Here is an 11929-nt window from a genome sequence, read left to right as displayed (position 1 = left end):
CCTTAAACGGTGGCACGAACGTACCTTAATGTCGCATTTGTATAATTCCTGACGCATTTGACCGTTTGCGCGGCGTTTTTATGGTGCAAATGACGCACTTTTACAGTGCGCTCTTGACTCGGGTTGCTCCCGCGTGGGGCGGGGGTGTTACTTATTCATACCCCGAATTGTGGGGTGGGCATGGCGTGAATAAGAGTGGTTATTGTTGTACCGATAGTGGCCAATCGACGGCTTTTCTCGGGGGACCTATCCAGTTATAGCTCATGCCTGAAAACTGCCAAAAAAAACGGCGATCATTTTCATGATCGCCGTTTTTGTTTACGGGCTACCGATTCAAGGCATCAGCACTTCAATCGAGCCATCGGCGGTCATGCTGACCTGGCTGGTGCCGGCCTCGACATCCGGCGTCACCGGTGCGCTGTCCATGGCGGCGGCTTTCATCATCATCGGCGCGCGCATGTAAGGCTGTGGATAACCGTTGCTGTTGAGGTTCAGGTTGACGATTTTGTAGCTCTTGCCGCCAAGGGCGTCGGTGGCCAGTTGGGCGCGGGCCTTGAAGGCGGTCACGGCGTCCTTGAGCAGGGCATCTTCGCTGGCCTTGCGGGTCGGGGTGGCGATGGCGAAGTCCATGCCGCCCATTTTCAGGTCGGTGAGCAGTTCGCCGGTCAGCTTCGACAGCGCAGCGAAGTCCGGGCTTTCCAGGCGCAATTCGGCGCGCTCGCGCCAGCCGGTGATTTTCTGGCCCTTGGTGTCATAGATCGGGTAGCTGTTGCGGCTGCCCTGGCGCAGAGTGATGTCCTTGACTTGCTTGGCCTTGGCCAGCGCCTTGTTCATGGTGGTGCTGACATCGGCGGCGAGTTTGGCCGGGTCGGTGTTCTGTTCTTCGGTGTAGAGGGTCACGATCATCAGGTCGCGGGCCACTTCCTGACTGACTTCGGCGCGCAGGGAAATCTGGTTGTAATGAAGCTCGTCGGCGGCCAGGGCCGGGAGGCTGGCGACGGTGCCAACGCTCAGGGCGAGGAGGGCGGCGCTGCGGCGGAATGTGTGCATGAAGGCTCCTTGAAAGGTGCGCAGGGGTATGGTCCGGACCTGCGTGAAACCATCAGACTCTAGCTTTTAAGCTCCGGTTCGCACAGTTACAACTTCTATACAGATGGAACTCAGGTGGCCCTGTGGCGAGGGGGCTTGCCCCCGTTGGACTGCGCAGCAGTCCCAAAACCTGCACCGCGTTATGACAGTTAGACCGCATCGACCTATTTGCGACTGCTTCGCAGCCGAACGGGGGCAAGCCCCCTCGCCACAGTTGTCATCGCCCGCGAAATTATGGGTAGCACTGTGGCCGTTTGCCGCACTTTTGCCTGTCAGCCCCCGCGCTTGGTTATACTCCCTGCGATCCGCCTGGAGCGCTCATCAGGAGAGCTCATGCTCGCCCCCGTTCAAATCACTTCCGCCACTCGCCAGAACCTCTGGCGGCTGACGTTCATCCGCACGTTGGTGCTGGCCGCCCAGGCCGGTTCCGTTGGCCTGGCCTACTGGCTCGAATTGCTGCCACTGCCCTGGTTTCAATTGGCGGCGACGCTCGCATGTTCAATGCTGCTGTGCGTGTTCACGGCCATTCGTCTGCGTACCTCGTGGCCGGTGACCGAGCTCGAATACGCCGTGCAACTGGCCTGCGATCTGTTTATCCACAGCGCATTGCTGTATTTCTCCGGTGGCTCGACCAACCCCTTCGTCTCCTATTACCTGGTGCCGCTGACCATTGCCGCCGTGACCTTGCCGTGGCGTTACTCGGTGATCCTGTCGGGTATCGCGCTGACGATGTACACGCTGTTGCTGGCGCAGTTCTACCCGCTGCAAACCTTCCCGATCGCCCGGGAAAACCTGCAGGTGTACGGAATGTGGCTGAGCTTCGCCCTGGCTGCAGCGGTGATCACGTTTTTCGCCGCGCGCATGGCCGAAGAGCTGCGTCGTCAGGAAGAGTTGCGCGCCATTCGCCGCGAAGAAGGCCTGCGCGATCAGCAACTGCTGGCCGTCGCCACCCAGGCCGCCGGTGCGGCCCATGAACTGGGCACGCCGTTGGCGACCATGAGTGTGCTACTCAAGGAAATGCGCCAGGATCATCATGATCCGATGTTGCAGGACGACCTGAGCGTGCTGCAGGATCAGGTCAAGTTGTGTAAAGAGACCTTGCAGCATCTGGTACGCGCCGCCGAGGCCAATCGCCGGTTGGCGGTGGAGATGCAGGACGTCACCGATTGGCTTGATGAAGCCCTCAATCGCTGGCACCTGATGCGTCCGGAAGCCAGTTATCGCTTCCAGCGCCTCGGCCAGGGCCCGGTCCCCCGGATGGCGCCGCCGCCGGACCTGACCCAGGCTTTGCTGAATCTGTTGAACAACGCTGCCGATGCCTGCCCCGAAGGGCTGCAAGTGACGCTGGACTGGGATTGGGAAAACCTCACCATCAGCATTCGTGACCATGGCGCCGGTGTGCCGCTGGCCATCGCCGAGCAAATCGGCAAGCCGTTTTTTACCACCAAGGGCAAAGGCTTCGGCCTGGGCCTGTTTTTGAGCAAGGCCAGCGTGACACGCGCCGGCGGCTCAGTGAAACTCTACAGTCATGAGGAAGGTGGCACGCTCACCGAGCTGCGCCTGCCCCGTGTCGCCCGAGGAGACGAACATGAGTGAAGAGATCCAAGTCGAAGGCGAAGAACTGCCGCATTTGTTGCTGGTCGATGACGACGCCACATTCACCCGCGTCATGGCCCGCGCCATGGCTCGCCGCGGTTTTCGCGTCAGCACTGCCGGTTCCGCCGAGGAAGGCCTGGAGTTGGCCAAGGCCGATCTGCCGGATTACGCCGCCCTGGACCTGAAGATGGACGGCGATTCCGGGCTGGTGCTGCTGCCCAAGTTGCTGGAAATGGACCCGGAAATGCGCGTGGTGATCCTCACCGGTTACTCGAGCATTGCCACTGCCGTCGAGGCGATCAAGCGCGGTGCCTGCAACTACCTGTGCAAGCCGGCGGACGCCGACGACGTGCTGGCGGCGCTGCTGTCCGAGCACGCCGACCTCGACAGCCTGGTGCCGGAAAACCCGATGTCCGTGGACCGCCTGCAGTGGGAGCACATCCAGCGCGTGCTGACCGAACACGAAGGCAACATCTCCGCCACGGCCCGTGCCCTGGGCATGCACCGCCGCACCCTGCAGCGCAAACTGCAGAAGCGTCCCGTTCGCCGCTGAACCTGCGCTGAACGAATGCGGGCCGTATCTCGCGAAAAACCGGACCGATCATCTATGATCGGTTCGTGTGTGTACTTTTTTCTATCGAGCCTTATCCATGAATCAGAACGCTGAGTATTCCGCGGTCAACGACGCTGTGCGCGGGCAGTTTTTTCGCAAAGTGTGGGCGATGATCACGCCTTACTGGCGCAGTGAAGAAAAGGTCAAAGCCTGGACTCTGCTGATCGCCGTGATTGCGCTGTCGCTGATCAGCGTAGGGATCTCGGTGTGGTTCAACACCTGGTACAAGGATTTCTACAACGCGCTGCAACAAAAGGACGAGGAGGCATTCTGGCGGCTGATCCTGTATTTCTGCGGGATTGCTGCGGTGGCGATCGTCGGCGCGGTGTATCGGCTGTACCTGACGCAGATGCTGACGATCCGCTGGCGGGCATGGCTCACCGAAAAGCATTTCACCCGCTGGCTGGGTGACAAAAACTACTACCAGCTGGAGCAGGGCGGTTACACCGATAACCCGGACCAGCGGATTTCCGAAGACCTCAACAACTTCACCTCCAACACCCTTGAGCTGGGTATCGGACTGCTGCGCAATATCGTCAGCCTGGTGTCGTTCTCGATCATCCTGTGGGGTGTGTCGGGCAGTATTGAAGTATTCGGCATCACCATTCCCGGCTACATGTTCTGGTGCGTGCTGGTTTACGCGGTGGTCGGCAGCTGGTTGACGCATTTGATCGGTCGTCGCCTGATCGGCCTGAATAACCAGCAACAACGCTTCGAAGCTGACCTGCGTTTCTCCATGGTGCGAATTCGCGAGAATGCCGAAAGCATCGCGTTGTACAACGGAGAGCCGAACGAAAACCGCCGGTTGAGCAGTCGCTTCGGGATGGTCTGGCATAACTTCTGGGACATCATGAAGGTGTCCAAGCGCCTGACGTTCTTCACCGCTGGTTACAGCCAGGCCGCGATCATCTTCCCCTTCATGGTTGCCGCCCCGCGTTACCTTTCCGGCAAGATCGAACTGGGCGAACTGATGCAAATCAGCTCGGCGTTCGGCAATGTGCAGGAAAGTTTCAGCTGGTTTATCAGTGCCTACCAGAGCCTCGCTTCCTGGCGCGCCACCTGCGATCGTCTGTTGAGCTTCCACCAGGCCATGCGTGACAACGAAGAACGTGCGCCGGCCATCGACGTCCAGAATTCGGGATCGGTGCTGAAGGTGCACAACCTCGGCCTCGACCTGGCTGAAGGTCGTCACCTGCTGACCAACGCCGACATGACCGTGAAGGAGGGCGAGCGTGTGATGCTCAGCGGTCGTTCCGGCAGCGGCAAGTCGACCCTGCTGCGGGCGATGGGGCATCTGTGGCCGACCGGCCACGGCAGTATTCGCCTGCCATCGGCGCGCTACCTGTTCCTGCCGCAAAAACCGTATTTGCCGATTGGCACCCTGCGTGATGTCCTCAGTTATCCACAGCCCGGCGATACCTATCCGAACGAGCGCTACGCGCAGGTGCTGGAAACCTGCCGCTTGCCGCACCTGATTGCCCGTCTCGACGAAGCCAACCACTGGCAGCGCATGTTGTCGCCGGGTGAGCAGCAGCGCCTGGCCTTCGCCCGTGCGCTGCTTTATGCACCGCAATGGCTGTACATGGATGAGGCCACCTCGGCGATGGACGAAGAAGACGAGGCCACGCTTTATCAGGCGCTGATCGACGAGTTGCCGGGGCTGAGCATCGTCAGCGTCGGCCATCGCAGCAGCCTGAAGCGCTTCCACCCTCGGCACATTCGTATCGAGAATGGCCATCTGGTGGACCAGGCTGTGACTGCATAACACCACAATCCCTTGTAGGAGCGAGCTTGCTTGCGATGGTGGCTAACGATAACGCGTGCTTCCTGAAGACACGCGGCGCTTGCCAGTCCATCGCGAGCAGGGGTGGTGGTGATCGTACAACCGCGTTGCGCTATGATGCGGTTTCAGCCGCCGATTTTTTCGAGACAGATGTTCACCATGGAAAACCCGAACGACGTACCACGCCTCCCACGCAAGCGCCGCAGCCTCGCTCAGGAACTGGTGACGGTGCTGTCGGAGCAGATCCGCGACGGCCATCTCAAGCGTGGCGACAAGTTGCCCACCGAGTCGGCCATCATGGATGCCCATGGTGTCAGCCGCACGGTGGTGCGCGAGGCGATTTCCCGTTTGCAGGCGGCAGGGCAAGTGGAAACCCGCCACGGTATCGGCACCTTCGTGCTCGACACGCCGAGCCCGAGCGGTTTCCGTATCGACCCGGCGACTGTGGTAACCCTGCGAGATGTGCTGGCGATCCTGGAACTGCGCATCAGTCTGGAAGTGGAGTCTGCCGGGCTGGCGGCGCAACGTCGCAGTCCGGAACAACTGGCCAACATGCGCGCCGCCCTCGATGCGTTGAATGAAAGTGCCGCTCACGCCAGTGACGCCGTGGCTTCGGACTTCGCCTTCCACCTCGAAATCGCGCTGTCCACCGGCAACCGCTACTTCACCGACATCATGACCCACCTGGGCACCAGCATCATTCCGCGCACACGGCTGAACTCCGCGCGCTTGGCCCATGACGACCAGCAGCACTACATGAGTCGCCTGAGCCGTGAGCACGAAGAAATCTACGACGCCATTGCCCGTCAGGATTCCGATGCGGCGCGGGCCGCCATGCGTTTGCACCTGACCAACAGCCGTGAGCGGTTGCGTCATGCCCATGAAGAGGCTGAGGCGCAGCGCGGATAAGAAATCTGACTCCGGTAATCCCTCGCCTGATCTGCCGCCATCGCGAGCAAGCTCGCTCCCACAGTGTCTTGTGTCGATCGTAGAATTGAGATCACACACAGCCCCTGTGGGAGCGAACTTGCTCGCGATTGGGCCGTAAGCCACACCAGAAAAGCCTCGTTCCTACTGACTTCTCTTCTGACAACGTATCTCTGATACGCCTACGGTCGCGACTTTTTTCCTCCGCGCTCTTAGGTCGGAGAGCCTCTGATTTGCTGGTTTCCTGATCCGCTTGTCCAACAATTTTCACCCCCAGCGATGAAATGCAGTTGACGGTTGTATTTTAAGTTGTACGATGACCTACAACTTCGGCGCAAGCTGAACGGTTTTCTCACACAACGTCGCAATCCAGGGTGTTCGAATAATGAATCCACAAGAACTGAAGTCCATCCTCTCTTCCGGTCTGCTGTCTTTCCCGGTTACCGATTTCAATGCACAGGGCGACTTCAACCGCGCGGGTTACATCAAGCGTCTGGAATGGCTGGCCCCATACGGCGCCTCGGCTCTGTTCGCCGCAGGCGGCACCGGTGAGTTCTTCTCTCTGGCGGCCAGCGAATATTCGGAAATCATTAAGACTGCGGTCGACACTTGCGCCACCAGCGTGCCAATCCTGGCCGGTGTCGGCGGTTCGACCCGCCAGGCTATCGAATACGCACAGGAAGCCGAGCGTCTGGGCGCCAAAGGTCTGCTGCTGCTGCCGCACTACCTGACCGAAGCCAGCCAGGACGGCGTTGCCGCCCACGTTGAAGCCGTGTGCAAGTCGGTCAACATCGGCGTGGTGGTCTACAACCGTAACGTCTGCCGCCTGACCGCGCCGCTGCTGGAACGTCTGGCCGAGCGCTGCCCGAACCTGATCGGCTACAAGGATGGCCTGGGTGATATCGAGTTGATGGTGTCGATCCGTCGCCGCCTCGGTGATCGCTTCAGCTACCTGGGTGGCTTGCCGACCGCCGAAGTCTACGCCGCGGCCTACAAGGCACTGGGCGTGCCGGTCTACTCCTCGGCGGTGTTCAACTTCATTCCGAAAACCGCGATGGACTTCTACCACGCGATCGCTCGCGAAGATCACGCCACCGTCGGCAAGATCATCGACGACTTCTTCCTGCCGTACCTGGACATCCGTAACCGCAAAGCCGGTTATGCCGTAAGCATCGTCAAGGCCGGGGCAAAAATTGCCGGCTACGACGCAGGTCCTGTGCGTGCACCGCTGACCGATCTGACCGGCGAAGAGTACGAAATGCTCGCCGCGCTGATCGACAAGCAGGGTGCGCAGTAACACATCCGTTCAAGTAAGGCCGCTGAGCAATCAGCGGCCTTTTGCGTGAGGAGATCTCAAAGTGGCAGATGCAAAGCGTTTCGATAACTACATCAACGGCGAATGGGTTGCCGGTGGCGATTATTCGACCAACATCAACCCGTCCGAACTGACCGACGCCATCGGCGACTACGCCAAGGCTGATCTGGCTCAGGTCCACGCTGCCATCGACGCCGCCCGTGCCGCGTTCCCGGCCTGGTCCACGTCCGGCATTCAGGCGCGTCACGATTCCCTGGATAAAGTCGGCACTGAGATCCTCGCCCGTCGCGAAGAACTCGGCACCCTGCTGGCCCGGGAAGAGGGCAAGACCCTGCCTGAAGCCATCGGCGAAGTGACCCGCGCCGGCAATATCTTCAAGTTCTTCGCCGGCGAGTGCCTGCGCCTGTCCGGCGACTACCTGCCGTCGGTGCGTCCGGGCGTCAACGTTGAAGTCACTCGCGAAGCTTTGGGGGTGGTCGGTCTGATCACCCCGTGGAACTTCCCGATCGCCATCCCGGCATGGAAAATCGCCCCGGCCCTGGCCTACGGCAACTGCGTCGTGCTGAAACCCGCAGACTTGGTTCCAGGTTGCGCCTGGGCCCTGGCCGAAATCATCTCCCGCGCAGGCTTCCCGGCCGGTGTATTCAACCTGGTGATGGGCAGCGGTCGCGTGGTGGGCGATGCACTGGTTCACAGTCCGAAAGTCGACGGCATCAGCTTCACAGGTTCCGTGGGCGTGGGTCGTCAGATCGCTGTCAGCTGTGTATCGCGCCAGGCCAAAGTCCAGTTGGAAATGGGCGGCAAGAACCCGCAGATCATTCTCGACGACGCCGACCTCAAGCAAGCGGTCGAGTTGTCAGTGCAGAGCGCGTTCTACTCCACCGGCCAGCGTTGCACGGCTTCCAGCCGCTTTATCGTCACCGCCGGGATTCACGACCAGTTCGTCGAAGCCATGGCCGAGCGCATGAAGTCGATCAAGGTCGGCCATGCATTGAAGGCGGGTACCGATATCGGTCCGGTGGTCTCGCAAGCGCAACTCGAGCAGGACATGAAGTACATCGACATCGGTCAGTCCGAAGGTGCGCGTCTGGTCAGCGGCGGTGGTCTGGTGACGTGCGACACCGAGGGCTACTTCCTCGCGCCAACCCTGTTTGCCGACAGCGAAGCTTCGATGCGCATCAGCCAGGAAGAGATCTTCGGCCCGGTGGCCAACATCGTCCGCGTCGCCGATTACGAAGCCGCGCTGGCCATGGCCAACGATACCGAGTTCGGGCTGTCGGCGGGCATTGCCACCACCTCGCTGAAGTACGCCAACCACTTCAAGCGCCACTCCCAGGCCGGGATGGTGATGGTCAACCTGCCGACCGCCGGTGTGGATTACCACGTTCCGTTCGGTGGGCGTAAAGGTTCATCCTATGGATCACGTGAGCAAGGTCGCTATGCGCAAGAGTTCTACACGGTCGTGAAGACCAGCTACATCGGTTCGTAACAAGAAACACCGCGGCATTGGCAACGATACCGCGCCCCCTGTAGGAGCGAGCTCTGCTTGCGATGGTCTCGAGATCGCGAAGTTCAGCCTGATGCCCAGCGTCATCGTTGACGACCATCGCGAGCAGGCTCGCTCCTACAGAACACCGTTATTACCCGCATAAAAATAATCAGTGGGAGTACATCTACATGCAACCGACCCAGAAGCCGACTCACGTCCGCTATTTGATCCTGCTCATGCTGTTTCTGGTGACCACAATCAACTACGCCGACCGGGCTACCATCGCAATCGCTGGCTCCAGCCTGCAAAAAGACCTCGGCATCGACGCCGTGACCCTCGGCTACATCTTCTCCGCATTCGGTTGGGCCTATGTGGCCGGGCAAATCCCCGGCGGCTGGCTACTGGACCGTTTTGGCTCGAAAAAAATCTACGCATTGAGCATCTTCACCTGGTCGCTGTTCACCGTGCTGCAAGGCTTCGTCGGTGAATTCGGCATGTCCACGGCGGTGGTTGCGCTGTTCATGCTGCGCTTCCTGGTGGGCCTGGCTGAAGCGCCGTCTTTCCCTGGTAACGCCCGAATCGTTGCGGCGTGGTTCCCGACTGCTGAACGCGGTACGGCCTCGGCGATCTTCAACTCGGCGCAATACTTCGCCACCGTGCTGTTCGCTCCGCTGATGGGCTGGATCGTCTACTCCTTCGGCTGGGAGCACGTGTTCATCGTCATGGGTATCCTGGGCATCATCTTCTCGCTGGTCTGGCTGAAAGTGATCTACAGCCCGCGCGAACACCCACGGATCAACGATGCTGAGTTCAAGCACATCTCCGAAAACGGCGGCATGGTCGACATGGACCAGAAGGGCAAGAAGTCCGACGGTCCGAAGTGGGATTACATCCGCCAGTTACTGACCAACCGCATGATGCTCGGCGTGTACCTGGGCCAGTACTGCATCAATGGCATCACTTACTTCTTCCTGACCTGGTTCCCGGTGTACCTGGTGCAGGAGCGCGGCATGACCATCCTCAAGGCCGGTTTCATCGCGTCCTTGCCGGCAATCTGCGGCTTCATCGGTGGTGTGCTCGGCGGGGTGATTTCCGATTACCTGTTGCGCAAGGGCCATTCCCTGACCTTCGCCCGCAAGGCGCCGATCATCGCTGGCCTGCTGGTTTCCAGCAGCATCGTGGCGTGCAACTACGTGGACGTAGAATGGATGGTCGTCGGCTTCATGGCCCTGGCGTTCTTCGGCAAAGGCGTCGGTGCACTGGGCTGGGCCGTGGTGTCCGACACGTCGCCGAAGCAGATCGCCGGTCTGAGCGGCGGCCTGTTCAACACCTTCGGTAACATTGCTTCGATCACCACTCCAATCGTGATCGGTTACATCATCAGCTCCACCGGTTCATTCAAGTGGGCGTTGGTGTTCGTCGGTTGCAACGCACTGGTTGCGGTGTTCAGCTACCTGGTGATCGTGGGCCCGATCAAGCGCGTGGTGCTCAAAGAGCCACCAGCGAACGGTACTGAAGCCCCAGGCAAATTGTCTCAAGCGCATTCCTGAGGAGCGGCGTCATGCAGTTGATTGAACATTCCGACTCGCCGCGCTACATCCGCCTGCACGAGCGGGACAACGTAGTGATTGTGGTCAATGATCAGGGCGTACCGGCCGGCACCGAGTTTGCGGACGGTCTGGTTACCGTGGATTTCGTGCCGCAGAGCCACAAGGTCACCCTGGAAGACATTCCCGAAGGTGGCCAGGTGATTCGTTATGGCCAGGTCATTGGTTATGCCTTGCAGCCGATTCCCCGCGGCAGTTGGGTCAAGGAAGATCAACTGCGCATGCCGACCGCGCCACCGCTGGACAGCCTGCCGCTGTCCACCGACGTGCCGGCCGCGCAGGCACCGCTGGAGGGCTTCACTTTCGAGGGTTATCGCAACGCCGACGGCACCGTCGGCACGCGCAACATTCTCGGCATCACTACCACCGTGCAGTGCGTGACCGGAGTACTGGATCATGCGGTCAAGCGCATCAAGGACGAGTTGCTGCCCAAGTACCCGCACGTCGATGATGTGGTGGCGCTGACCCACAGCTACGGCTGTGGCGTGGCCATCACCGCCACCGACGCGTACATCCCGATCCGCACCGTGCGCAACCTGGCACGCAACCCGAACCTGGGTGGCGAAGCCTTGGTGATCAGCCTGGGCTGCGAGAAATTGCAGGCCGGGCAAGTGATGCACGAGAACGACAGCTCGGTGGATTTGAGCGAGCCATGGCTGTACCGCTTGCAGGATTCCAGTCACGGCTTCACCGAGATGATCGAGCAGATCATGGAACTGGCCGAGACGCGCTTGAAGAAGCTCGATCAACGTCGTCGGGAAACCGTGCCGGCATCCGAGTTGATCCTGGGCATGCAATGCGGTGGCAGTGATGCGTTCTCCGGCATCACCGCCAACCCGGCGCTCGGATATGCCTCGGACCTGCTGCTGCGGGCCGGTGCGACGGTGATGTTCTCCGAAGTCACCGAAGTGCGCGATGCGATTTATCTGCTGACCTCCCGCGCGGAAAACCAGGACGTCGCTCAGGAACTGGTGCGGGAAATGGACTGGTACGACCGCTACCTGGCCAAGGGCGAGGCGGATCGCAGCGCCAACACCACGCCGGGCAACAAGAAGGGCGGGTTGTCGAACATTGTCGAGAAATCCCTGGGATCGATCGTCAAGTCCGGCAGCAGCGCGATCAACGGCGTGCTTGGCCCTGGCGAGCGATTCAAGCGCAAAGGCCTGATCTTCTGCGCGACCCCGGCCAGCGACTTTGTCTGCGGGACCTTGCAGTTGGCGGCGGGGATGAACCTGCACGTGTTCACCACCGGTCGTGGCACGCCTTACGGTCTGGCCATGGCGCCGGTGGTGAAGGTCTCTACCCGGACCGAACTGGCGCAACGCTGGCCGGACCTGATCGACATCGACGCAGGGCGCATTGCCACCGGCCGCGCGTCCATCGAAGATCTTGGCTGGGAGTTGTTCCACTACTATCTGGACGTGGCGAGCGGCAAGAAGCAGACGTGGGCCGAGCAGCACAAACTGCATAACGACATCACCTTGTTCAATCCGGCGCCGATCACTTAAGA

The 11929-nt window shown here is 60.4% G+C and carries 9 protein-coding genes; 8 read left to right on the top strand and 1 reads right to left on the bottom strand.

Going from position 1 to position 11929, the window contains the following annotated elements; translation table 11 throughout:
• Positions 1-333: 333 nt before the first annotated feature.
• Positions 334-1050: an SIMPL domain-containing protein gene (locus AC1Q6Y_RS20475; RefSeq protein ID WP_090453064.1), complete on the bottom strand. Its 717-nt coding sequence runs from the start codon at positions 1048-1050 to the stop codon at positions 334-336.
• A gap of 372 nt (positions 1051-1422) precedes the next feature.
• On the opposite strand from AC1Q6Y_RS20475, the gene AC1Q6Y_RS20470 reads away from it, so the two are divergent.
• From AC1Q6Y_RS20470 to garD, 8 genes are all read left to right on the top strand, one after another.
• Entirely contained in the window at positions 1423-2685 is a 1263-nt protein-coding gene (locus tag AC1Q6Y_RS20470; RefSeq protein ID WP_057716443.1) for an ATP-binding protein, read from the top strand.
• Positions 2678-3238 carry a response regulator transcription factor gene (locus AC1Q6Y_RS20465; RefSeq protein WP_007973041.1) on the top strand — a complete coding sequence of 187 codons (561 nt, stop codon included), beginning with the start codon at positions 2678-2680 and terminating at the stop codon, positions 3236-3238. The genes AC1Q6Y_RS20470 and AC1Q6Y_RS20465 overlap by 8 nt, the downstream gene beginning before the upstream one ends.
• A 97-nt stretch (positions 3239-3335) precedes the next feature.
• Entirely contained in the window at positions 3336-5063 is a 1728-nt protein-coding gene (locus AC1Q6Y_RS20460; RefSeq protein WP_057716442.1) for an ABC transporter ATP-binding protein/permease, read from the top strand.
• Positions 5064-5240: 177 nt separating this feature from the next.
• A complete protein-coding gene (locus AC1Q6Y_RS20455) occupies positions 5241-5990 on the top strand; it encodes a FadR/GntR family transcriptional regulator (protein WP_178081865.1) in 750 nt (249 codons plus the stop codon).
• Positions 5991-6393: 403 nt separating this feature from the next.
• Complete coding sequence (gene kdgD / locus AC1Q6Y_RS20450) at positions 6394-7305, top strand: 5-dehydro-4-deoxyglucarate dehydratase (RefSeq protein ID WP_007976489.1); 912 nt, start codon at positions 6394-6396, stop codon at positions 7303-7305.
• A gap of 61 nt (positions 7306-7366) precedes the next feature.
• The gene (locus AC1Q6Y_RS20445) at positions 7367-8812 is read left to right on the top strand and encodes an aldehyde dehydrogenase family protein (RefSeq protein ID WP_150812819.1); all 1446 of its coding nucleotides are present in this window, start codon (positions 7367-7369) and stop codon (positions 8810-8812) included.
• Positions 8813-9000: 188 nt separating this feature from the next.
• Complete coding sequence (locus tag AC1Q6Y_RS20440) at positions 9001-10362, top strand: MFS transporter (RefSeq protein WP_102669068.1); 1362 nt, start codon at positions 9001-9003, stop codon at positions 10360-10362.
• 11 nt (positions 10363-10373) lie between these two features.
• Positions 10374-11927, top strand: coding sequence for a galactarate dehydratase (gene garD, locus AC1Q6Y_RS20435; RefSeq protein ID WP_057716438.1), 1554 nt, complete (start codon positions 10374-10376; stop codon positions 11925-11927).
• The last annotated feature ends 2 nt before the right edge of the window (positions 11928-11929 follow it).

Source organism: Pseudomonas sp. GW823-FHT06E10, from assembly GCF_058794995.1.
Note: the sequence above shows the minus strand (reverse complement) of the source record. Positions and strands in the feature narration are given on the sequence as shown.